Source organism: Saccharibacillus brassicae, assembly GCF_006542275.1.
Lineage (GTDB): Bacteria > Bacillota > Bacilli > Paenibacillales > Paenibacillaceae > Saccharibacillus > Saccharibacillus brassicae.
The window spans coordinates 3,570,019-3,594,277 of record NZ_CP041217.1 but is presented as its reverse complement, the minus strand read 5'-3'; the positions used below and the strand labels follow the sequence as shown (position 1 = coordinate 3,594,277).

Below are 24,259 nucleotides of genomic sequence, written 5' to 3'. Positions count from 1 at the left end.
GTGGACTTGTGCAGCGAAGAACCGAATACGCTTTCTGTTCGATCCTTACGCAGCCGTGCCTATGACGAGGAGGATATCCATGAACATTTTGTTGAACCTTTTTCCGGGCGGACGCCACAAAGCGCTCACTTTCAGTTACGACGACGGCATGACGCAGGACCGGCGGCTCGTCGACCTGTTCAACCGGCACGGCCTCAAAGCGACGTTCCATCTCAACTCCGGCAAGTTCGACGAACCGGGCTACGTCAAATACGAGGAAGTCGCCGGTCTGTATGCCGGACACGAGGTATCGGCGCATACGGTGACGCATCCTTTTCTGGAGCGCGTTCCGCGCGAACGGCTCGTCATGGAAGTGATGGACGACCGCGGCGCGCTGGAAGAACTGACCGGCTATCCGGTGCGCGGCATGTCGTATCCGTTCGGTACGTACAACGACGAAGTGACGGACACGTTAGCCTCGCTCGGCATCCGCTACTGCCGCACCGTGCAGGCGACCGGGGAATTCGCGCTGCCGCAGCGTCCGCTCACCTGGCATCCGACCTGCCACCACAAGCAGATGGCCGAGATCGGAGAAGTCTTCCTCGCGCTCGACCCGCCGCCGCCTTACGCAAATCTGGCACTGCTCTACGTGTGGGGACACAGCTACGAATTCGACAACGACGGCAACTGGGACGAGATGGAGCAGTTCTGCGCCCGGATGGCCGGACGAAGCGACGTCTGGACAGCGACGAATATCGAAATCATCGATTATATGGACGCGCTGCGCCGACTGGAGTTTGCCGTAGGCGGCACGCTCGTACGCAATCCGTCGGCGCTGTCCGTCTGGGTGACGGTCGACGGAGCGCCGGTCGAGATCCCCGGCGGGGAAACGAAGCGGCTGGACGCGTAAGCGTAACCGGTCCATGAAGCGCCCGGGCCTTTTCGGTTAAGGCCGACGCTCCAACGCCAATTTCAAGCCGAATCCGACCAACACGAATCCGGTAACGCCCTGCATCGCCCGCTGTACGTTCGGTCTCTTCATCCAGGCGCCGATTCGGTCGAGCAGGCAGACGTACAGCACCATCCAGACGACCGTCATGACCGTGTACGTCAGCCCCATCAGCAGAAACGGTACGACCGGATTCGCTCCCGCAATCAGGAACTGGGGCAGGAACGTCAGGAAGAAGACCGCCACTTTCGGATTCAGCATGTTCGTCAGCAGCCCTTGAAGCAGCGGCGACCGGCCGTCATGACGCGCTGCCTGCGGCAGCGCGTTCTTCGGTCTGCGCAAAGCCATCAGCGAGGTGACCCCGAGGTAGATCAAATACAAAGCGCCCGCATATTTGAAAATCGAAAACAACAGCGCCGACTTGACGATCAGCGCGGACAATCCGAGCACGGCGGCCAGCGTATGGAGCATGGTGCCGCCCGCGCTGCCGAGCGCCGTTTGAATGCCGCCTTTGCGTCCGTATACGATCGTGTTTTGCGTCGCCAGCCCCGTATCGGGACCGGGCAGCAAAATGAGCAAAAACGACATCAGCACAAACAGCGAAAAGTGTTCCATAGCGACCTCCCGGTAATCAAATTTCATTCAGTCTATCATAAAAGACCGGACAGGAAGCGATCCGCAAGGAACCCAAAATGCCGCCTGCAAGCAGTCCGCGCTCCATATCCGCACACAAAAAAGAGCCGGATCGCGATCCGGCTCTGTCTGGATTTGCTTATTCACTTGTCGCTGCGCTCGAATGTCCACGTCCGGCCGTCGATCGTAACCGACCAGCTGCGGCCCGTGCCGTCGCTCAAGCGCTCCGTTTGCCAACGCAATCCGTCCAGCTCGCCCGCTTCGCCGCGAATCGGATCGGACCAGGTGGCGCCGCCGTCGGACGTAACGTAGAACAGCAGCGGGTTCGTTTCCGGGCTGCCGGCCGCGCCGTCGGTCTGGGCGATAAACAGGCCGAGCGGTGTGCCTTCGAACCGGATCGGCGTCTTGGGTTCGAACCGGGCGTCGGCAAAATCGGCGGGTACTTGCAGCGGCGTCCTGCTCCACGAGACTCCGCCGTCCGTCGTTCCGTAGAGACCGGGATCGCCTGTCTGCGCGGCATTGACGGCGACCCAGCCCTGCACGTCATCGGTAAAGCGCACGGCGCCTACCGCTCCCGCAGGGAAAGAACCGGTTCTCGAATCGTCGATCTTGACCCACTGCGCGCCGCCGTTCTCGGTTCGGTACAATCGGTTGTGCACGCCGGAAGTTCTGTCGGTTCGAGCTTCTATTTTCCAGCCGATACGGCCGTCATTCAAATAATATTCCCGGATCGGAGCCGGATCGGCCTGCACAGCCGAAGCGGATTGCGATTCGTCAAGCGCGGCGGGCGGTTCGTAGACCACGGCGGAAGGCGTGACTTGCAAAGGCGAAGCAGCGTCGGAGTATCCGCTCTGCGCGGAGCAGCCCGCAAGCAGGCTTCCGGCCAACATCAGCGCGGCCAGCCAGCCGGCATTTATCGAAAGTGCGTAGCGTTTGTACATGTTGTTCAACCTCCTCGTTCGCCGCAAGTATAGCAAACTATGGAAGTTGGAAAGTAACAACACGCTCTTGCGTTGTCATTTGCCGGTTAAAATTCGGTAACTACTCTCGGCCGGCCCCGGACGGCGTAGTGCTTGCGTTCTTTTACATCACCATAAAATTGCCGTACCGGTTCAGGTAAGCTTCCCGCTCTTTGTAATCCGGCAGGATGCTGCCGAGCTTGCGCCAGAACGAGCGGTCGTGGTTCATGTGATGGATATGGCACAGCTCGTGCACGATAACGTAGTCGATCGCGTAAGGCGGAGCCATCGCCAGCAAATAGTTGAAATTCAGCCTTTTTCTCGAATCGCAGCTGCCCCATTTGTTCGCGGATTCGATGATTTCGATGACTTTCGGTTCGGCTTTGAGCTGTTTGGCGTACGGGCCGATCCGTTCGTTTACGATTTTTTTGCAGCTGGAAAAATAGAACTTTTTGAGGTCGCCGCGCAGCTGTTCTTCCGTGCGCCCTTCCGTCGGAATCAGCTCGTCCAACCGGCAGCGGCGTCCCAGGTACAGAAACTCGCCCTCGCCGTCTTTTTTGTATTCTTTGGGCTTCGGCGCTTCGCGCGCTTTGTCCTGTTTGGAGCGGGTCTCGATGATCCAGTCGGCCTGCTGCGCGACGGCGGCCTGGATCTCGGCTTCGGGCATTCCGTTCGGCGCTTTGACGGTCACCAGCCCATTCGGTTCGATCTGGACGTAGATTTTTTTGCGTTTCGCATATTCGACGTGGAATTCGATGGTGTGGTCGTTATGTTGAATGTTCATGGCCTTATTATAGGGCAAAAAGACGTTCAAATGAACCGGTCTCGAACGTAAGGCAGAACTGCCGCGCGAAAAAAGCAAATCCCGGCGGGAAGCTTAACCGGAATGCCGCGCATACCCGGCCCGATTCGTGTTTCCGGAGGGATCGGGGCGCTGCGGCGGATGAGATTCCTCTAACGAACCGTGAGCGCGCTATTTGTCCTCTAACGCGCTTTCCCCGGCGCTAACGAATCGTCATCACGCTATAGGCTCGAAATCGCGCTAAAATGACCGTTTGGCGGTCCATAAGGCTATGACGATTCGTTAGTTTGCGAAAAAGACGCAAAATCGGCAAATAGCGGTATGAGGATTCGTTAGCTTCCGGCGAATCGCAGTCCTGCAAGACCCGAAGACCTGCGAGGCCCGCAAGGGCACATAAGAGCTGGTAAGCCCATGCAAGGTCGAGTCCAGTAAGACCCCGAAGACCGGCGAGGCCCGCAAGCCTTCGCCAAACCCCGCAAGCCTCCGCAGCCCGCGGCCTTTGCAAGCCCCCGCAAACCAAAAACCCCCGACTCTCCTTCCGGAGAGTCGGGGGTTTCGATGCGGCGGGCAGGTCCCGAGCGGGACTTCCCGCGCTTGGGCTTCGCGTTACTTCATCATGGCCAGGATCATGCTGACCGCTTCGGCGCGCGTCGCTTCCTTGTTCGGAGCGAAACGCTCTCCGCCTACGCCGCCGGCCAGGCCGGCTTTGTTGGCGGCCGCAATGTACGGCACGGCCCATTTCGGGATGTCCGCGGCGTCTGCGAACGACAGCTTCGCCGACGGGTCCAGCGGCAGCTTCGCCGCCCGCACGATCGTCGCGGTCAGCTCGGCACGCGTCATGGCGCTGCCCGGACGGAACGTGCCGTCGCTGTATCCGCTGATCAGGCCCGCTTCGACCGCCGCGGCGATCTGCGGTGCGGCCCATGCGCCTACGCGGCTGTTGTCCGTGAACGACGGCGTGGCCGTCGAAGCCGGAAGATCGAGCGCGCGAACGATCATCGTCACGAACTCGGCCCGGGTGACGGGGCTGTTCGGACGGAAATCGCCGTTTGCGTAGCCGTTGACGAAGCCGGCGGATACCGCGCGGCGCACAGCCGATTCCGCCCAGTGGCCAGCGATGTCGCCAAGTGCCGGCTGCGCCGATCCTGCGTTATCGGCCGGGCCTGGCGTCGGTACCGCAGGGACCGGAGTCGTCGGAGTCGGTGCCGTTGGTGTCGGTGCCGTTGGAGCCGGCGCAGCCGGGACCGGAGTCACCGGCGCCGCAGGAGACGGCGTCGAAGGAACCGGGAACGTCGGAGCCGGCGTATTCGGGTCCTGCGGGACGGACGGCGTGCCTCCGCCCGGCGCTGCCGTTTGTTTGACGATGCCGAAGCGATCGATTACAAAAGGAATAGCGGCGCCGTTATCTTTTTGCTGATCGATTTCGTACGTCGTCGCTGTCAGGCGGCCGCCGTCGATCGTGATCGCGACGAAGTTCTGCACCTGTCCGCGAACCGGACGGGTAGCGTTGGTCGGGTCCGGACCATACTTCGCGGCATGGTTTTCTTCGGCGCGGTTGAACAGAGCGTAGTAAGCGTCGCCGAGCGCCGGCTTTTGGTTTTTGTAATACACTTTGGCACCGGCGGTGGCCGGGATCAGGTAGATGCTGCCGTCCGGGTTGACCGTGTATTCCACGCTCTCTCCGCCGACGCTTTCTTTGATGACGGCGGCCTGGCCGGCCGTTCCGTCGCTTGTGATCGGCTTCGTGCGGGCATAGATATGGTCATGTCCCTGCACGACGAAGTCGATGCCGAGCTGCGCCATGAGCGGCGCAATCTTGCTGCGGACGCCGTTCGGTCCGATGATGTCTTTGTCGGTCGCGTGGTTCGACGTCGTATAAGGGCCTTTGTGGATATTGACGACGATCCACTGCGCGCCTTTCGCTTTTGCGGCGTTCACGTCGTCTTGAAGCCACTGCACCTGAGCCGCCGAGAAGTTGGCGTACTCCGCCGAATCTTCGTTCGAGTTCAGCACGACGAAGTGCGCATTGCCGTAATCGTACGAATAATACGCGCCCGTCTCGGTGGCCGAACCTGCCGGCGTATCGAGATTGAAGTGATCGATAAAGGCGTAGTTCTCGTCTTCGTGGTTGCCGGCCGACGGCGCGATCGTCGTCTTGAGCAGGCTGTCTTGCGAATGGCCCAGCAGCCAGTTCCACTGTTCTTCGTTCGTTCCGGTGTCGACGATATCGCCGTTATGCACGACGAATTCGGCATTCGGCACGGTCGCGAGCGCTTTTCTCAGCGTCTCTGCGGACAGGGAAGCTTCGTCTTCTTCTTTGGCCTGGGTATCGGCCAGATCGATGAAGGTGAACGAAGTATTGCCGTCGTCGGTACGGAACGTACCGGTCTGGCTCCACATATTGATCGAAGCGTCGCCTACGCGGTAGGCGTAAGTCGTGCCGGCCGCCAGACCGGAAGCTGTCGCTTTATGCACTTTTTCCGTCGGGGAATTGGTCGCCGTGTAGCTGCTGCCCTTGAACGACAGCGCGTTCGAGAAATCGGCTGCGCCGCTGACGCTGCTCGCTGCGATCTGCACATCCGTGCCCATGACGGACTGCGGCGTGTACCACGCAAAGCCTCTCGACGTGCGGCTGTCGCCGTGGAACGTCGCCGTAACTTTGCTGACTTTCGGCGTTTCGACGATCGGATCGGTCTTGCGAATGCCGTATTGGTCGTACAGATCCGAGGTGCCGTCCGGATTGACCGTGTACGTCTCGTAGCTCAGCGTGTCGCCGGTTACGCGGAAGCCCGTAAACATCGGCAGGTTCGGCTGACCGTACTTGGCCGCGTAATCGAACGTGCGGTTCGGTTTGGGCTGATACATTTTTTTGCCGGCCGCGTTCGTGATCAGGTACAGCGTTCCTTCGGGATTTTGTACGAATCCGTCCTGGCCCGCCTTGATGTCGGTGAGCGGCTTGTTCTCATACATCTGGTAGCTGCGCGTATACGTATGGTCGTGACCGCTCAGCACCAGATCGATATCCAGTTCGTCGAACACTTTCGTCAGGTTTTCGCGGAAATATTTGACGTCCGTATCGTCCACGTGGCTGGCTACCGAATAAGGCGCCTTGTGCTGGACGACGACTTTCCATTTTTGGTCGGTGTTTTTCGCTTCGTTACGCAGCCACTGTACCTGCTTCTCGTACACTTCGCGCGTCTCCTGCGTCTGGCTGCTGCCGGAGTATTCCGTGTTCAGCACCATGAAATGGACCGGGCCGTAATCGAACGCATAGACGGAACCGTCCGGCTTCGCTCCCGTTCCCGCCAGGTTCGGCAGATTGAAATGCGTCGCGAAATTGCCGTAGTTTTTGCTCTCGTGATTGCCTACGGCCGGCATCAGCGGCAGCGTGGTCAAAATCTTGCGGGCTTCGCCGAAAAACCATTTCCACTGTTCTTCGCGATCGCCGTGATCGACTTCATCGCCGGAAATAACGATGAATTCCGATTTCGGGAATTTGCCTATTCCGGCTTCGAGCACCGTGTTCCAGATCTCGAAATCGTTTTGGGTCGTGCCCTGGGAATCGGTCGTGAACAGGAAGTCGAAGTCCGCGCGGCCTGTCCGCTCCGTCGTGAACGTGGACACTTCGCTCCAGTTGTTCTCCGTGCCGTCTCCGGCGCGGTAAGCGTAAGCGGTCGCCGGCTTCAGGTTGCTTGCCACCACTTTGTGGCTGCTATAGTTCGTTCTTTGATTCGCATTTTTGTCGTTCAGGTTCTCGTAGACAGCCGTGACGACAGAGGTGCCTTCATACGAGACCGCGCTGTCGGCCGGGAAAGCTCCGCCGGTCCATTTGGAAGCTTCGACCACTTCCAGCTTGGTGCCCGTGACTTGCTCCGGCGCGTACCAGGCAAAGCCCAGGCTCGTGGACGGATCGCCGTTGAAACTCAGCGTGATCGATTCCGGACGGCCGGAGGCCCCGGTTCCATCGTAAACGTTTTCGACTACTGTCTGACTAATCGTTCCGTCGTTCAAGGCTTGTTCTTCGTTCGCTGCCGCCTGTGCCCGGCCCGTTCCCAAGCCCGGACTCAAAACGCCCAGCAGCAAAATAACGGCCAGAACTACGGATATTGCGCGTGACCAAGTCTTAAGCATGATTCTCTCCCCGATGTATATGTATTACCGAACCCGTGTCCAGTGGCTTCAGCATAACAATGCAATGTTAACGCTGCGTTTTTTCAGATAAAGACCTATGTAAAAAAGGTCATTGTCACCATTTACCGATATATTCACGTACGCAAAAAGAAAACTTATCCGTTAGAGATGCCGCTAACCGGGTAATAACAAGGCAGAGACTTTTAATCGAAGGGAGATTTTAATCATGGAAAAATCGTTTATTACTACAGCCGCTATCGGTGCCGCCGCAGGCGCGCTCATCGGTGCCGGAGCCGCCCTGATCGTCGCTACGCAAAAAGGCGAAGAGATTCGCCACACCGTGCTCGACGCGGTCGAAGCGCTGCGCGAAGCCGGCCCGCAAATGAACGAAAAAGGTCACGCCCTCGCCGAGAAAAGCCAGGAAGTGACCGGAGTCGTCAAGGAAACGCTGGGCGCGGTCAAAGAACTCAAGGAAGATACCGTATCCGCGGCGCGCGAAGTCAAGTCGAACGTGCAGGATTCCGTCCGCACGTCGGGCACGAACGGCAAGCCGACCGACGGAAGCGCAGGCAGCATCTAAGTTCGCTTTCCTTATGCGATGCTTAAGCCAGCCCTTTGCCTCGATTCGAGGCGGAGGGCTTTTTCTTTTGCCGCCACATCGCATTTCCGACAAACCCGTGAAGGAACTGGCCTTCCAAGCCTGGGACCTTTACAATAAAAGAGAGGGCTTTTTCCAAACGGACCGTTCCGTTCCTATGGCCCGATCAAACGAAGGAGGGATCGCATGAGAGTACGCAGGAGCGTTGAGCTTACCCTTGTCGTGGCTATAGCCGCCCTGCTGGTCGCCTATTTTTTCTTTTTCAACCTGTCTTCCAATCTGCGCACGTACGGCTTCGAGGCCGGGGACGCGATCGTGGACGAAGGCTATTCGACCGACGCCGAGCATCCGACCAAATTGATGCTGCTCGCCAACGAAGAACGGATGGGCATCGTCGTGCTCGACGGCAAAGGTCTGGGCGTGTGGGAACACGACCCGATCGTCTCTATTCTTGAAAACCCGCAGGGCGGCGAGTTCGCGTCCGTCTATCTGCCGATTCTGAAGGATTGGGGCGAGCAAAGCTACACGGAGAAACACGTCTTCGCGAGCGCCTACGTCGAGATCGACGAGCGGCCGTTCGTGCCGAACGGACCCGACTTTTACGTGCATGCCGATTACTTCGACGTCAACGGGCGCACGCTGTTGTATGCCCATGCGATGTCGGACGAAGACGTGTTCGGCGAAGAGCAGGTCATCGCCCATCTGCGCGAGCAGTTGGGGCTTGCGGAGAACTGAGACTTCGGGACGTTTCCTTTTTAAAAGAGAGCGCGCCGAATCCCGGTTCGACCGCAGCGCCAAAAAGCACGGACGCCGATCGAGGATCGGGTTCCGTGCTCTTTTTTTGCGATGCCGCGCTCTATTCACGTATTGCCGCGCCTAGTCCTGCGAAGTCAAAATGCGCGGACCGTCCGCGGTGATCGCAAGCGTGTGCTCGTACTGCGCCGAATTGCGGCCGTCCGCGGTGCGCGCCGTCCAGCCGTTGGCGTCGCGCGACGTCTGCCAGACGCCGGCGTTGACCATCGGCTCGATGGTGATGACCATGCCTTCCTTGAGGCGCTGGCCTTTGCCCGGCTCGCCGTAATGCAGCACCTGCGGTTTCTCGTGGATAGTCGGCCCGATGCCGTGTCCGGTAAACTCGCGCACGACGGAGAAGCCTTCGCCTTCCACGTAGCTCTGGATCGCGTAGCCGATATCGCCCAGGCGATTGCCCGCGACCGCCGCTTCGATGCCCAGTTCCAGCGCGCGCAGCGTCACTTCCATCAGGCGCTTGTCTTCCGCCGACACGTCGCCGACCGCGTACGTCCAGGCCGAATCGGCCAGTCCGCCGTTCAGGTTGACGACCATGTCGATCGTGACAAGATCGCCGTTCTTGAGCGGCTGGCGGCGCGGGAAGCCGTGGCACACTTCGTCGTTGATCGACGCGCACGTCGCGTATTCGTATCCGTTATATCCTTTTTGCTCCGGCGTCGCGCCGTGCTGCTTGAGAAACTTCTCGACGAACCGGTCGATCTCCATCGTGGTGACGCCCGGTTTGATCATTTTGGCAATTTCTTTGTGGCAGGCCGCAAGCAGGTCTCCCGCCGCGTCCATCATCCCGATTTCGCGTTCGCTTTTGAGTGTAATCATGATTTATCGCTCGATTCCTTATGGATTTAAGAAAATACCGTACTTCTATAAGGATAACGCCGTTTGAAAAATGGTGCAATCCGTCGGCAGATGAAGCACCTATTCGGGTGCAGCGGATTACAACAAATGCATCGCCGCTTCCGCTTCGTCCCACGGCACGGAATAACCGGCCCCTTTGGCGCAGAAGATCGACGACGACGTGTACAGCGGATCGGCGTTTTTGTCGTAGCCGCGCCGCGCGATGACTTCGTCCGTGTTGTGGCAGGGGCGGTAGCCGCCGTAGGTCAGGCTCAGCATGCCTTTGCCCCGGGTAAAGGACGCCAGTTCGACGGCATAATTCATAAACGAGGCGGCCGGCACGAGGCCGGTCAGGCTCAGGTGCGTCTCGCTCAGCTCCGGCGGATCGAAGGTCCCGTACGCCTGCTGGACGTCGTGCATGATCCGGCCGAGATGCTCGGCTTCCGCGCGGATGCGGAAGCGGTAGCACGGCTCCAGCAGGACGTTGTCCGCCTGCTCCAGCCCCTGCCGCAGCGCGCGCAGCGTCGCTTCGCGAAAATCGCCGCCGTGCGTATGCTTGTTGTGCGCCCGGCCGGTGAGCAGCGTGACCTTCACGTCGGTCAGCGGAGAGCCGGTCAGCAGCCCGTGATGCTCGCGCTCCGTCACGTACTGCCCGACCAGGTTGCGGTAGCCGACAGACAGGTCGTCCGCGTGGCAATCGTCCGCGAACGTTACGCCGCTGCCCCGCTCGCCGGGCTCGATGCGCAGATGCACCTCGGCGTAATGCCTCAGCGGCTCGAAATGCCCGTAGCCCGTCACCGGCGCCGCGATCGTCTCGCGGTACAGAATCTCCGGCGCGCCGAACGCCGCGTCCAGACCGAACCGCTCGCGCAGCACGGCGGTCAGCACTTCAAGCTGAATAGCGCCCATAACGCGGATCTGGAGCTGCTGCAGCTCTTCTTCCCAGAGGACGCCGAGCGCGGGGTCTTCCGCTTCCAGCATCCGGAATACGCGCAGCGCGTCCTTGACCGGAAGCTCGCGCGGCAGCGAGACGCTCGCCGTCAGCGTCGGCGCCATTTCGAACGGGACCGGCTCGTGCGGCAGGTCGCCGATTCCGTCTCCGGCCTGCGCTTCCGTCAGTCCGGTCACGGCGAACAGCTCGCCGGCGTACGCGCGATCGACCTGCGTATGCCGGTCGCCGCTGTAGACGCGGATGCCGGTAATTTTCTCTTCGCGCACGCCGGGTCGTTCCGCACTTTCGCTGCGATCCGCGTACGCGGCGAATTCCCGCACGCCGAGCGAACCTTGCAGACTTTTGATATACGTCAGCCGGGTTCCGTTCTCGTCGTGCCCGATCTTGTAGACGCGGCCGGCGAACGGCTTGCGCGCGTCTTCGTCTTCATCCGCCGCGGCGTAATCCGTGACGGTGAGCCGGTCGAACAGGCGCAGAAAATCGGTCACGCCGATATCCAGCAGCGCCGACCCGTGCAGGCACGGGTACACGCGGCATTCCGAGATCAGCCGGATCAACGCTTCGGTCCACTCGGTCCCCGTCAGCCGGTCGTCCAGATACCCTTCCAGCAGGTCTTCGTCGCGCTCGGCCAGAAACGTTTTGAGCGATTCGGAGAGGTTGACCGGCGGCAGCTGTTGGGTATTTTCCTCCCCGTCATCCGTCTGTTCGATTTCCGCCGCCTCCGTCAGATCGAACGCATCTTGCGTCAGCAGACTGCGAATCTCGTCCGTCACCCGCTGCACGTCCGCGCCTGCCCGATCTGTTTTGTTGATAAAAAAGAACGTCGGAACCCCGTAACGCCGCAGCAGCTGCCACACCGTCTCCGTATGCCCCTGCACCCCTTCCACCGCGCTCAGCAGCAGCACCGCGTAATCCATCGTGCGCAGCGCGCGTTCCATCTCGGCCGAGAAATCGGCGTGTCCCGGCGTGTCGAGCAGATAGTAGGTCGAACCGTTGTAGCGCATGACCGCCTGCCCCGCGAACACCGTGATGCCGCGCGCCCGCTCGATGTCGTGGCTGTCCATAAAAGCATCCCGGTGATCGACCCGTCCCCGGGCCCGGATGCTGTCCGTGTGATAGAGGAGCTGTTCGGCGAACGTCGTTTTGCCCGCGTCCACGTGCGCCAGCATGCCGATTGTTTTGTTCATGCGCACGGAAGGCGGCCGGTCGCTCAACGCTTCCCCTCCTGCTCTTCGATCGAACGCGTCAGCGGCGATTCCGTACCGCCGGTATGCAGGGTCGTGACCGTCTCGATCAACACCAATCCGCATTCCTGTTCGGCTACCGGATTATGCATCACTCCGCGCGGCACCACGCAGAATTCGCCGGGACCGAGCTTGACGTCGCCTCGGTCTTCCATTTGGATCAGCAGCTGTCCGTACACGATCAGAAACATCTCGTCTTCGTCATCGTGTTTGTGCCAGACGAGTTCGCCCTGCACTTTCGCCACTTTGATATACGGGTCGTTTACTTTGCCGATCACCCGGGGCGACCAGTGTTCCTCGAGTTTGTCCAGTTCTTGCCTGATGTTGACCGGATCCCATATATTCATTATTCCCGCACTTCCTTTCAAAATTTCATTCGACGCTTTTGGCCGTTTCGTTTCTGTCGAGGATAACCAAAACGATTCCTAAAACGATTATATCAAAAAGAGCCGACTCCACGAGCGTAAGCGGCCCGTCGTTTTCGGTATGCGCATTTTCCGATCGGGCGGGGCATGACCGGAATTCCCGACTGTGCAGATACGCACTTCATTTTTCGGCCGAAACCGGATTTGGATCTGGACAGTATGCTGTCCTTGTTACCCGTCTAAGATAAGGGTATACGCGATCCGTAAAACGGATCCCCAAGGAGGACTCCATGAAATACGCTTATATGTACGTGCTGGATACGATGGCGGATTGGGAACTGGCTCTGGTCACCGCGCAGCTGAATTCGGGTCAATATTTCAAAAATGCCGGTACCCGCCTGCCCGTCCGAACGGTCGGAGCTTCCAAAGACCGCATCACCACCCTCGGCGGCCTGACGATTCTGCCCGATCTGACGGTAGACGAGATCGCAGCGGAAGAGTCGGCGATCCTGCTCCTGCCGGGAGCTAACGCCTGGCAGGACCCCAAGCATAAGCCGGTGATCGAAAAAGCCGAACACCTGCTGAATGCGGGCGGCCGCGTGGCGGCCATGTGCGGAGCGACAGCTGCGCTGGCCGAATTCGGCCTGCTCGATCATCGGCCGCATACGAGCAACGCGCCGGAATATTTGAGCATGTTCTGCCCGGCCTACAAAGGCTCCGCCCACTACAAGGACGAGCTTGTCGTCTCGGACGGCCAGCTGATTACCGCCGGGGCGACCGGCGGAATCCCGCTCGCCCGCGAGGTGATCTCGCTGCTGGGCGTATTCCGCGAAGACACGCTGGACGCGTGGTACAACTATTTCAGCACCGGCGAGACGCGCCATTTCTACGCCCTGATGGAAACGATGCAGCCGCAGGCTTAAACGTGCCGCCGGGCTGCAAGGCCGTTGGCGGCGCGGCCGTTGTGAAGCGGCAGCTGGTGCAGCGGCGGTTGGCGCAGCAGAGGCTGGTGCAGCCGCATAAATGAAGCACCTTCGGCCAAACGGCCGAGCGCGCCAAAAAGCGAAAGTTCCACTCAAGTGGAGCCTTTCGCTTTTTTGTTTTCCCGTATCGCGGATGGTCGCTGTTCCGACTCTTCGCCGCTTGACCTCTTCGCTGCTGGCTATTTTCGCCGCTGCCTATCAAACCAAATATGCAAACGCCACGCCTGCGCCGCACGCTAACGAATCGTCGTCACGCTATTTCAGGCTTTTGGGCCTTTTTCCGAATCTAACGAATCGTTATCACGCTAATGGTCTCCAAACGGCCCGATTCGGCCCAAAAGAAGCGAATAACGTTACGAGGATTCGTTACATTTCCGAAATGGCCGAAAAAGCGGGATTAGCGATATGAGGATTCGTTAGACGTCCTGCGGCGACTGCACTTTCTCCCGGTCTTTGCCTTTGTCGGACTCGCCGGCGTTTTTGTTCGCCGCTTCGCGGTCCTGCTGCATCTCCTCGACCGTTTTCACTTTGAGGCGTGCCGCGCCTTCGCTGTCTGCGCGCGTCGGAATCAGGTCGCCGGAAACGAGGCGCGCCTTGGCCGCCGCGATCGCGCCGCCGTACTGCGGCAGCCACGGCTCTCCGGCTACGAGCATCTCGTCGACCATCTGCCAGATCTCTTTCGGGTTGCAGACCGCGCCGACGAGCGGGTCCAGCATAAACGCCTGGCGCAGCAGTTTGTCGTCGCCGCTTACGGCCGCTTCAACCGCCAGACGCTGCACGGAGATGCTCACATTGCATACCGCGGCCGCGCCGAGCGGCAGATCGCCGACGACCGGCATCGAGATGCCGCTGCGATCGACGTAGCCCGGCGCTTCGATAATCGCGTCGGCCGGCAGGTTCGGAATAATGCCGCCGTTGACCGTATTGAAGTGTCCGCGGTAGACGCGCCCCGTCTCCAGGCCTTCCACGATGTAGGAACCGTGTTCTTCGCCGCGATGCTCCGACCCGTAGACGAACGCCGGGTCCCGGAGCCAGTTCGGAAAATCGGTCTCGAACCAGCTCCGCCCTTCCGTGCATACCCGCAAATAGCCGCCCGTCTCTCCGTTGATCCAACTGCTGAGATCGATCCAGTCCTTGATCTCGTCGCTGCGCTTGCGGTACCACGGCACGTATTCGCTCAGATGCCCGTTCGATTCGGTGCTGTAATAACCGAAGCGGCGCAGCATGTCGATCCGGACTTTCTCGGTGCGGCTGTATTCCGGATGCCGCTCGAACGCTTCCAGCAGCCCTTCCGTCAGGTCGCGGCCTTTATGCTTGGCGGACACGTACCACGTCTGGTGATTGATGCCGGCGCAGATAATGTCCACGTCTTTTTTGTCCAGTCCGTACACTTCCGCGATCTGATGGTGTCCGTGCTGGACGCCGTGGCACAGCCCGATCGTGCGAACGCCGCCGTATTTGATGCAGGCCCACGTGAGCATCGCCATCGGATTGGAATAGTTGAGCAGCAGCACGTCCGGCGCGGCCTGCTCCCGAATATCGCGGCAGATCTCCAGCATCTCGGCGATGCCCCGCTGCCCGTACATGATGCCGCCCGCGCACAGCGTATCGCCGACGCACTGGTCCACGCCGTACTTGAGCGGAATATCCACGTCGGTGGCGAACGCTTCGAGCCCGCCGACCCGAATGGTACAAAATACGTACTTGGCACCTTCCAGCGCTTCGCGCCGGTCCGTCGTCGGACGGATACGGATCGAGAGCCCGTTCTCGTCGATGTCGCGCTGGCACAGCTCCGTCACCATGTCCAGATTCCGGCGGTCGATATCCATGAACGAGACTTCGATATTCGCGAATTCCGGCACGCTGAGCAGATCGCGCAGCAGCCCCCGCGTGAATCCGATACTGCCCGCTCCGATAAAAGTCACTTTGAAAGACATCCCTTTTGCCCCTTTCGCCGCTTCGGTCAATGATCCGGCTGATCCGGCGGCTTGAGATTAACCTGCATGCCCATCTTAGCAGGAGGGGGTTGGAAAGCGTTATCAATATTGTGACCACTTGCGGCGATATGTGTTAAAAATTCTCACTTTCGTGCGCCGAAGCCGAGCAGCGGTCAGCCGCCTTCGGCTTCTTCCGCGCCGCTCCGTCCTTTTTTCCAGGAGTCGGGCTCGGCGCCTTCCCGGTATTCCGTCGGCGTGCAGCCGCTGTACTTGCGAAACAGGAGATGGAAATACGGCCGGCTGGCGATGCCGACGTAGTCCGCGATTTCGGCGACCGGAACGGCGCTGCCGGTCAGCAGCATCTTGGCTTTGTCCATGCGCAGCGCGTTCAGGTAATCCGTCAGCGTGCGCCCGGTATGCTGCTTGAACAGGCGGTGCAGATAGCCGGGATGCAGATTGACGGCGGCCGCGATTTCCGGGACGCGGATGCCGCGGTCGTAGTTCTGGTGCAGGTATTCGATCGCGGCGCGCACGTAATGCGAAGCCTGCTGGGGACCGGTGTGCAGCCGTTCCACCCGCAGCCGGGCGAGCCGCAGCAGCAGTTCGGCGAACAGCAGCCGCACCATCACGTTTTGCCGGCCCTGCCGGCGATCCAGCTCCAGCACGAGCGATTTGAGCGTATGCGGCACTTCTTCGGGATCATGCAGGACGAGACTCGCCGCCGGGCTGTCCAGCAGTTCCGCAAGCGGCGGCTCTTCGCGGGCCAGCATGCCGATACTGAGCGCGCTCTCGTCGCCGGGCGCCAGAGGAGCGACGGAAAATTCCACGTTCAGCATCCGGCAGGGCGTGCCTTCCTCGACGATCAGCCGATGCGGGACGTTTGCGTCCAGCAGGATGAGCTCGCCTTTTTTTAACCTATGGCGCTCTTCGCGCCCTTCTTCGGCCATGACGTCCACGATGCAGCTGCCGGTCATCAGGTACATGATCTCCATGCAGTCGTGGCGATGGTAATCCATCCGGTAAGCTTTCCACTGTTTGTAGTAATAGGCGTGGAACCTCGGGCCGTACCCGCTCTCCAGCAGCTCGCCCCCGAACAGGCTTCCGCTTGCTTCGCTCACTTCGTTCCCCTCCCGTCGGCGCTTTTTGTTCTACCTTATAACGCGCCCCGCAGAGGGTCAACTCCGCCGGATGTCCCGCTTTTTTATACATGTAAGCTATTCTGTCTTGAAAAAGAGAAATCGAACGCAATCCGGGCAAAACCCGTTCTCGCGTAAGCTTTCATCCTTGCGGGGCGAAACGTTTCGGGGTAAGATTTACGCATAGACGATGAATTATAGAGGAGCGAACTTCATGCATATCAGAATCGACGACCTTCAAGGACCCGAAATCGCCGCGCTGCTGGAAGACCATCTGCACAGCATGACGCTGCATTCGCCGCCCGAGAGCATTCACGCGCTGGATCTGGACAAGCTGCGCAGACCCGGGATTACGTTCTGGACCGCCTGGGAAGACGGGGAACTGCTCGGCTGCGGCGCGATCAAGGAACTGGACGCCGGCCATGTGGAACTCAAATCGATGAAGACCGATACCCGGCATCTGCGCAAAGGCGTGGCGGAGAAGCTGCTGATCCACGCGATCGGGGAAGCACGCAAACGCGGCTGCGAACGGATCAGTCTGGAGACGGGCTCGATGGACGCGTTCCTGCCGGCACGGAAGCTGTACGAGAAGCACGGATTCGCGGAATGCGGGCCGTTTGGCGATTATGAGCTGGACCCGTATAGTTTGTTTATGAGCAAAAAGCTGTCGAACATATAACGAAGGCAGAGACTTTATTCTAAAGTCTCTGCCTTCGCTATATGAAGCGCCTTAATTTCTTTTTTGTTCCAAGAGAACTTCCAGAAAATCTATAGAATCGATCTGCTTTTGCGTCTGCTGCGTCAGCCAGTTCAATACAACCAAAAAGTGAAAAGCTCTTTTGAGATTTCCATTCCCAGCATTTCTTAAGATGCTTGCGGTGATCTGATCAAAGAGATATAAATTTTCTTGAATTTTTACCGATTCTTCGCTTTTTATTGTGCGGAGCAGACTCAATTTATAGCGATTGGACGGCTTATCGTGCAAGCTTTTGACGTACTCATACATCACTTTTAAAAGAGCCGCTCGATAAATATGGACTTCCGAAATCTGAGAAAGCATCATATTAGATCCTCTCCAGCACTTTAGACATAAGTTCCATATCTTCATGATTCATCAGCAAAATTTCTTCTTGCACTTTTCTTAGTAATTCCGTATGATCGCCCTGTATTTTGCTTTGATTTAAAATTTCCTCCAAAATGTTTTGTTGGTGTTCGCCAACTTCCTCCATTATAGAACGCAAATCTTTCCTTTGTGATTTCATAACGTTCTCCAAGGAATTCTGAGTATCTTCTAAAGTATCCTGAACTGTTGTTTTAATTTCAGACCAATGCTGTCGAGAATTACGTTGTTCTTCTTGATATAGCCCTTCAAGCTTAGAGGCCAATCCACTAAATATAATTTTGTTCTCTTCGAAATGTTCGTCATGCCTTTTCTGACTACGGTAATTCTCCGCTCTCATTTCTTCCAAAGTATGATTGATTCCAGTTTTGATTACTTTCAAATCGGCAAATTCTTCTTTTAATCGCTCCTCAAACAAAGCTGTTAATCGAGAGGTGAACTCGCTCAATTTTTTCGAGATTTTCTTGGTTTGTTCTTGTTGTTCCAATGTCAATTGGTTTATCGTTGTACTGAATTCGGATAATTCTTGAATCGATTTGTTCTGGAACTCTTTCATTCCTTCTATGGTCTGTAAAATATTTTGTTGCATATTTCTGGAAAAATCTTGAAACTGATCATATTGGACGTCCCTTTTCGCCTGCCCTTCTTGAAGCGAAACAACAAGCTGCTGATGCCTCGCAAGGCGGGCAGCCTGATTTTTTTGCAGTCCTTCAATCATGGTATAACTCAAAAAACCGATAATTAGTGAACTGATAGCGATACTTACATAACCTATACCTTCATAAGCCTTATAAGAAGGAAATAGTAAAGAAAAAGTGAAAATAAAACAGCCCAGACTCGTTATCCATTTAGCATTCATATGCATCTTTCTTTGTCCCCCTTTTCCATAAATCGTAATGATTTTGAATAGAATCTTGTATGACGTTGTACATAGAAACTTTAATGATTTCATTAAGCTGCTCTATATAACGAATTTTCAATGACTTAATAGCAGGCATGAAATCGAATTGAGACAGTGAAGGAGACAAGTTTATTTTCCCAAGCCTACTTGAAATCAATAAAAAACCTGCCTTCCATACTTCGTCTATATAAGGCTGAAAATAAGATTTAAGAGAATATATCTCAGTCCCATCTATCTTAAACGCTATGAATTCCATAATCTTTTCGTTCAATTCATGGACTATCAGACGGGACGTTCTTTGATTCCAATATTCTACAAGATCGGTTGGAGCCGTTTGTCTCCAACTCTCATACTCGAAAATAAGAGCGATGGTATCAGGCTGCATTTCACCTAAAACTATCGAATAATCTTCTCGAACATACTTTTCGAAAAATCGACGTTTTTGATTGATTTCTTCGTAAACTTCTTCTTCAATTTTTAGAAGCCGATCAGGGCGTAGATATAAAAAAGAGGCAAAAAAACGATGGTCGAATTCTTCAGAACCGATTATAATCTGCTCGTCGCAAACGACTTGCCTTTTCCACTCCGCAGCCGATCGTTCTTCGAGCGAGACTTTCATTTCCAGATCTGAATAGGCATAACGACGCGAAGATTGTAATATTCCGATCGTTTTTCGAATAGGACGCATCTGCCTGCTCAGATCTTCAAAAATCTTCAACGAACTCGCTTGAACAAAAGGAAAACTATCCATCCAAAGTAAATGTGATCCTTCCGTTCTCCAATCCTTACTACGAAATAATCGTGATTCCGAAAGGTCAACATACGAACTTTTCCTGAATGAAGGAAGCATAATGAACACAAAACCGTCAGGAAGCACACGGTCTGATACCGAGAAATATTTAGCCTGAATAGATGCTTGATCTTGAAGCGGCTCCGTCCATGGTAACCAGGTTTCTTCGATTGTTTCAATCCAGCAAGACGGCTGCTTATCTGAAAAGAAAATCAGAGGAATATCTCCTTCATCTTTTTCAATTTCTTGAATCATCGACACATTTCCGAATCCAACTCGAATCAGGTTTCTGAACCAGTCATAGCGTTCTGACGCATCCAACATACCGCCAATTATAACTGGAGTGTACGTCTGTAATATTCGCTTCAACTGAATCACGCTTTGACCTCAAGATTACGTATCCAGTTCAAGTAGTCATTGCACTGTGCAAGACTTTGCTCTATTTGTTCGTGAGCTTTGTTTTTATCAACCAAAGTTTGACTGAGCATTTTCTTGAGATCGTCAATTCGTTTCTGAACTCCGGCCATAGCCTCCAATACGATCATATTGGCACGATCTTTGTAAAATTTTTCGATTTGGGGAAGCAATGTCTGGTTAAGACGCTGAATTTCCTGCTCAAACAATATCTTCAACTGCAGGCTGTAATTCATCCGTCCGTCTTTCTTGGCCTGTTCACTGGCAGCTTCAAGTTGTCTGGCTAGAGCTTTTTGCGTTTTCGTATTAATTTCTTGTCGTCTTTTCAATTTCGATTCTTGATTATGGATTAAACTATTAGATTGCAATGCGATCATTTGCTGATGTATCGCCTCATGCTGACGATCTTCCAACCGTTTTTTTTGCTTCGAATACGACTCATGCGCTTCTCGATCAATCTCATAATAAGAAGGGGTGTCAAAAAGATTCCCTGTTTTCTCAAACCAGTATTCCAAAGAAATACTTTTGATTATATCAAGGGCAGTTCCTTTATTAACAAATGAAAGTCCCGGACTTTTCGGATGCACTTGGCTTCCTTTTTGGTTTTTTTTATGTTGCATCATTTCTTCTACAATTTCAAAGCCTTGGTTTAGGGTCTGAGCGGTTTTGGCAACCTCTGAAGCTTTCGCTGCTATTTGCATCGTTTTTGTTATTTTGCCGGCTTGACCGGCTAATTTAATAGGGGCTGTAGTAGGAATGAACACAGTGAGCATATCTAATACGCTGCCGAGTTTTTTCATAGTTTCAGATGCTTTTTTGTCTCCTTCTATCCATTTCATCGGAGCATCAAAAGAACCTAACTTTTCAAGTTCCCCCTTCACCTCTACAACGGCTTGCTTAGATTTGTTTAAAGTCGAACGCAATTTTTCTTTATTCTGATTTAATTCGCTTAATTCCAACTCATCGTAATGTAAGGCTTCATTCAAAGATTCCAGCGCCTCGGTTAGCTCCTCTACTTTACGCTGACCGGAACGATCCAACTGCTCGGGACTGGGCAGCTCCAATTCCGGACAAAATTCAAGATTCAAACTATCGTTGATCTCTTCTGAAATTTCATGAAGTTCTACTCCAGCTTTTCGGTATCCTTCTTCGATCATTTTATGCGAGTATGCTTGGCACATGGATTTCACCTCGCTCAAGTAAATCCCGATTTCCTTGGTAGCAAGAGTTTGAGCTTGTTGTTGCATCGCATGCAGATCAGGCAGCCTCATCATTTTATTCTCAAAACTTTCAGAAGCTTCGTTTTTCAAATACGTAATCTTACTAATTACTTGTGATGAGAAAGTAACTAAATGATTATGAATATCTCGCGAATTTTCCAGCATCGTTCTCTCTTGCTTTAAGGCTTGCTCTTCTAGGTAATTAATCTGTTTTTGAATCTGTTGTTCTTCCAAACGAGTTGCGGCCTGAGCAGTCGCTTTCTTTTCTTCGAGTTGCTTTACCCATTCAGAAGTCAGAGACGTAAGTTGATGTTGAATATATCTTTCTTTAATCTGTCCCATTTTTGCGGCCACATCATATTTTAGGTAATTACCGATTTCGTTCAGACGTCGGCTCCAAGATGGTTGCTGCAACCATTCAGGATAAGTACTTATCCCGAACCAACAAAGAGAAGCCCCTAATTCTTGCTGGACTTTCTTTTTTTCTTGCAGAATAAGCTCTTCAAGATTCTCTTCCGAGCTTTTAACTTCGTCTAACTTGGTTCTGATAAGGATCAAGTCGATCCCGTTCTCCTCTACCTGACGAAAAAGTTTGAGATCGTAATCTGTGAGCGATTTACCCATTACGTAAATCAAGAAATTCGCTTGAGCAATGACGTTCAATGTTGTCTCTTCATGGTGTTGCGCGAGAGTATTAAGTCCTGGAGTATCTACAAAAATCGCGCCTGTTTTCAATATTGGATCTTTAATTTTTAAATGTAAGGCTTTGATATTCACCAATTCGGGGTTGCTTTCTCCATGTCGATAAAGAGACAATTCTTCTATTGTAATTTCTTTCATATTTCCATCTCTGTATTCGACTAAGGCATGATCATGTTCTCCGTATGCAATAAAAGTGGCAAAAGAAGTCGTTTCCGTTCCTCGTGTAGGCAAATAATCAACTTTGAATAAAGCATTCAAAAAACTGGTTTTACCTGCTGAGTATTGACCGATTACCGGAATATAAAATGTTTCACTTTCTATTTGCTTGATCAATTGGTTCAAAAAATGAATATCGCTCGTAATATCCAAATAAGAAGCGACTTCTTTGTGTTTTTCTAATATTCCCTTCAACTGCTTCATCTCCTTTTAATATGGATGTTACCGATTTACCGAAAAAATCTTATCAATATCGATGAGTGACAACTCCGCAAGCACGCTCGCCGAGTCGATAAGCAGTTCTTCTACCGTAGCGATTTCGATATTCCAACCCGTTATTAAAATTTCTTTTTCATTAACCGAAGAGTCAAGCTGCCGCTTGCGAAGCATAAGTTGGTCTTTTTTATTACGAATCAACTGCTGAATGTTGCTTTGAATGATATCAACCGCAACATCAGACAACAGATTACGTTGACTCCGCAGCTCCTTTTTCAGCAAATTGATAACTTCTTTTTCCATATGGTCGATCATGTCGTCGACCTGGTTTTTCACCTTACGTAAAGCCGACCCATTTTTACGCTGAAATTCTTTTTGAAATTCGCGTTCCAACTTTTCTTGTTCTTTTTGCTTTTTATCGTACATGCGCTGCAAGCGAGCTACAGCCTCCCGGACTTGGGCCTCGCTTTGACCGGGTTTTTGAACTTCGTTAAGTTGTGTTCTTAATTCTTTTTCTTCTTCGGCATATTTGTTCATCATATCTCCGACCCGCTTGTCGTAGTTCTTCTGTTCAAAGTCGTCCGTTACTAACTTATGCCGAGTCACTTCTTGCTTGCCTTTGAAGGTATCTGCGATTTTCCCGAATAGACCTCCGCGATTTTTAAATTCTGTATACTCTACTTGTGTTTGCGAAACACCAGGTCTTAAACCTAAATTCAATCTATAGGTCTCTTCGCGATCTTTTACACTATCTAGTTTAGCCTGAAGTTCCTGTCTAGCTTCATTTATCTCCATGATGGTCATTCGATTTTCTTCTGATGCAACCATTTGTTTTTCTAATTCTTCCAGCTGCTCTTCATAATTTTCTTTTTTCGTTCGGTATTCTTCAATACCGAAATTAAAATCGAAAGCATCAGTGTCTAATCGCGTTTCCAACTGAAAAATTCCGCTCCGGTCCGGAAGCACATTCAATCTTTCTTCAATTTCGTGCCGGTAATCTTTATACTGAACATGCAGTAGTTCAATGAATTCGTCTACGAACTCGTCGTGAACTTTTTGAGCCGTAAGCATATATTGTTTAATGATCTTATTATTGAATTGTTGCACGTCATCTTGAACTTCGTTTAAGTCGGTCCATGTCTGAATTTCCTTGGATTGGCGCTGTTTCATCTCAAGGGTTCGGCTTTCCAAGCGAATAGAAGTCTCTCTGATAATCCGGCTAATTTCATCAAAGAAACTTTGTTTTTTATCGGCAATCGATTGTTCCAAGTCGGCAACCTCTTTTTCCAATGCAATGATCTCCAACGAAACTTCGTCTGAGTCGGCTGAATTTTCGAGCCCAGCTTTTAGTTCCTGAACTTCTTTTAATCTTAAAGTCAATAGCTTATTCACACGATCAGCCGGGGCTTTGAGCTGTTGAGCGGTTTTTTCCCCTTGCACAAGGAAACGCCATAACCGCTCTTCGAAAGCTTCAATACGCGACGAATCGAGATACCGGACTTTTTCCGTTTCCGAATGATGTTCCCGTCCGAGATAACTCAATTCTTTAGCACTTCTTCCTACCAGAGCCGGGTAAGCTGCGATAGGCCAAATTTCGGGAATCGTATGCTCCGGAAAAAATTGATGATAGTTTTGTCGTAAACTGTCCATGACTTCTTCAATGGATTGTTCGTTTGCTTTTATAACGTCAATTTTGTTAATGACTAATATAATGGTATCTACCTTGCTTTTAAGCTGCGCTAAAAATTCGAAATCCGTTTTTCTTCCCGGTTGTTCGGCAGAAAACATGAAGATGCAAGCATGAGATTGTTCAATCTGATGCTCCGTAATTTCTTTATGTCCTTCCGCTACGCCGTTCAACCCCGGGCTATCGATCAATACGACTCCATCTCCTAGAAATTTAGAATCCAAAAACAATTCTACCCGCTCAATTTCATTGACTACATTAAGATCGCTTTTGGTACTTACGAATCTCTCAATGGTTTCGATATCCGATTGGGAATAAAGCGTTTTTTTGTTTGGATCTTTATAATAAATCGCTGAACCGCTACCTTGAGGAGCCGAGTTGGGAAGTTCGCTAATGTGACGAAGGAAATTAACGGTGGCCGTTGTCTCGCTAGTGAAAGAAGGTAAGTATTTTTCGCCCATCAGCGCATTCAAAAAGGTTGATTTTCCTGCACTAAATTCTCCCACAACCACGATTGAAAATCGCTCATTCTCTAACTGATTACGTAAAGATGCCAAGGATTGCGCCTCATGGTGTTTGGCAACATTCAAAAAGTATGCTTCGCCTTTGTTCAGAATTGAGAGGACGCTGTTTTTTCGTTCTTCATGCTGTTCTTTGATCCATTCTACGTTCATGTTCTGA

General features: G+C 53.7%; 19 protein-coding genes. 5 read left to right on the top strand and 14 right to left on the bottom strand.

The features are described 5' to 3' along the window. Positions 1-79 precede the first annotated feature (79 nt). Complete coding sequence (locus FFV09_RS14900; protein ID WP_141448560.1) at positions 80-889, top strand: polysaccharide deacetylase family protein; 810 nt, start codon at positions 80-82, stop codon at positions 887-889. A 36-nt stretch (positions 890-925) separates the two neighbouring features. Here FFV09_RS14900 and FFV09_RS14895 read toward each other — a convergent pair whose 3' ends face one another. From FFV09_RS14895 to FFV09_RS14880, 4 genes are all read right to left on the bottom strand, one after another. Continuing rightward, positions 926-1,543 (bottom strand): LysE family translocator, encoded by a 618-nt coding sequence (locus FFV09_RS14895; protein ID WP_141448559.1) that lies wholly within the window; start codon positions 1,541-1,543, stop codon positions 926-928. A gap of 161 nt (positions 1,544-1,704) precedes the next feature. Continuing rightward, complete coding sequence (locus tag FFV09_RS14890; RefSeq protein ID WP_141448558.1) at positions 1,705-2,502, bottom strand: WD40/YVTN/BNR-like repeat-containing protein; 798 nt, start codon at positions 2,500-2,502, stop codon at positions 1,705-1,707. Between the two features lie 142 nt (positions 2,503-2,644). Beyond that, a complete protein-coding gene (locus FFV09_RS14885) occupies positions 2,645-3,304 on the bottom strand; it encodes a M48 family metallopeptidase (RefSeq protein ID WP_141448557.1) in 660 nt (219 codons plus the stop codon). A gap of 624 nt (positions 3,305-3,928) precedes the next feature. After that, positions 3,929-7,453 carry an S-layer homology domain-containing protein gene (locus tag FFV09_RS14880; protein WP_141448556.1) on the bottom strand — a complete coding sequence of 1,175 codons (3,525 nt, stop codon included), beginning with the start codon at positions 7,451-7,453 and terminating at the stop codon, positions 3,929-3,931. 226 nt (positions 7,454-7,679) lie between these two features. Between FFV09_RS14880 and FFV09_RS14875 the strand changes: the two genes are divergently transcribed. Together FFV09_RS14875 and FFV09_RS14870 are read left to right on the top strand one after the other, a co-directional pair. After that, a complete protein-coding gene (locus FFV09_RS14875; protein ID WP_141448555.1) occupies positions 7,680-8,033 on the top strand; it encodes a YtxH domain-containing protein in 354 nt (117 codons plus the stop codon). A 204-nt stretch (positions 8,034-8,237) separates the two neighbouring features. Continuing rightward, complete coding sequence (locus tag FFV09_RS14870; RefSeq protein ID WP_141448554.1) at positions 8,238-8,786, top strand: hypothetical protein; 549 nt, start codon at positions 8,238-8,240, stop codon at positions 8,784-8,786. A gap of 141 nt (positions 8,787-8,927) precedes the next feature. On the opposite strand, the gene map is transcribed toward FFV09_RS14870, so the two are convergent. The 3 genes from map to FFV09_RS14855 all read right to left on the bottom strand — a co-directional run bounded on the left by map (position 8,928) and on the right by FFV09_RS14855 (position 12,238). Beyond that, on the bottom strand, positions 8,928-9,677 hold the full coding sequence (map, locus tag FFV09_RS14865) for a type I methionyl aminopeptidase (RefSeq protein ID WP_141448553.1): 750 nt from the start codon (positions 9,675-9,677) through the stop codon (positions 8,928-8,930). Between the two features lie 117 nt (positions 9,678-9,794). Continuing rightward, positions 9,795-11,834, bottom strand: a complete 2,040-nt coding sequence (locus FFV09_RS14860; RefSeq protein WP_141450482.1) for a GTP-binding protein — start codon at positions 11,832-11,834, stop codon at positions 9,795-9,797. Between the two features lie 23 nt (positions 11,835-11,857). After that, positions 11,858-12,238 carry a cupin domain-containing protein gene (locus tag FFV09_RS14855; protein ID WP_141448552.1) on the bottom strand — a complete coding sequence of 127 codons (381 nt, stop codon included), beginning with the start codon at positions 12,236-12,238 and terminating at the stop codon, positions 11,858-11,860. Between the two features lie 308 nt (positions 12,239-12,546). On the opposite strand from FFV09_RS14855, the gene FFV09_RS14850 reads away from it, so the two are divergent. Continuing rightward, a complete protein-coding gene (locus FFV09_RS14850) occupies positions 12,547-13,179 on the top strand; it encodes a DJ-1/PfpI family protein (protein WP_141448551.1) in 633 nt (210 codons plus the stop codon). Positions 13,180-13,655: 476 nt separating this feature from the next. On the opposite strand, the gene melA is transcribed toward FFV09_RS14850, so the two are convergent. Both melA and FFV09_RS14840 read right to left on the bottom strand, forming a co-directional pair. After that, complete coding sequence (gene melA, locus FFV09_RS14845) at positions 13,656-15,176, bottom strand: alpha-glucosidase/alpha-galactosidase (protein WP_141448550.1); 1,521 nt, start codon at positions 15,174-15,176, stop codon at positions 13,656-13,658. A gap of 173 nt (positions 15,177-15,349) precedes the next feature. After that, entirely contained in the window at positions 15,350-16,294 is a 945-nt protein-coding gene (locus tag FFV09_RS14840) for an AraC family transcriptional regulator (protein ID WP_246098351.1), read from the bottom strand. 232 nt (positions 16,295-16,526) lie between these two features. Here FFV09_RS14840 and FFV09_RS14835 point away from each other — a divergent pair, with 232 nt between their 5' ends. Further along, positions 16,527-16,991: a GNAT family N-acetyltransferase gene (locus tag FFV09_RS14835; protein ID WP_141448549.1), complete on the top strand. Its 465-nt coding sequence runs from the start codon at positions 16,527-16,529 to the stop codon at positions 16,989-16,991. Positions 16,992-17,042: 51 nt separating this feature from the next. Here the strand turns inward: FFV09_RS14835 and FFV09_RS14830 are convergent, their stop codons facing one another. The 5 genes from FFV09_RS14830 to FFV09_RS14810 all read right to left on the bottom strand — a co-directional run bounded on the left by FFV09_RS14830 (position 17,043) and on the right by FFV09_RS14810 (position 24,252). Further along, entirely contained in the window at positions 17,043-17,375 is a 333-nt protein-coding gene (locus FFV09_RS14830) for a hypothetical protein (protein ID WP_141448548.1), read from the bottom strand. A gap of 1 nt (position 17,376) precedes the next feature. Continuing rightward, a complete protein-coding gene (locus FFV09_RS14825) occupies positions 17,377-18,297 on the bottom strand; it encodes a hypothetical protein (protein ID WP_141448547.1) in 921 nt (306 codons plus the stop codon). Next, a complete protein-coding gene (locus FFV09_RS14820) occupies positions 18,281-19,378 on the bottom strand; it encodes a hypothetical protein (RefSeq protein WP_212635441.1) in 1,098 nt (365 codons plus the stop codon). The genes FFV09_RS14825 and FFV09_RS14820 overlap by 17 nt, the downstream gene beginning before the upstream one ends. 119 nt (positions 19,379-19,497) lie before the next feature. Continuing rightward, positions 19,498-21,870, bottom strand: coding sequence for a dynamin family protein (locus tag FFV09_RS14815; protein WP_170315038.1), 2,373 nt, complete (start codon positions 21,868-21,870; stop codon positions 19,498-19,500). A 27-nt stretch (positions 21,871-21,897) separates the two neighbouring features. Beyond that, positions 21,898-24,252: a dynamin family protein gene (locus FFV09_RS14810; protein WP_141448544.1), complete on the bottom strand. Its 2,355-nt coding sequence runs from the start codon at positions 24,250-24,252 to the stop codon at positions 21,898-21,900. Positions 24,253-24,259: the final 7 nt, after the last annotated feature.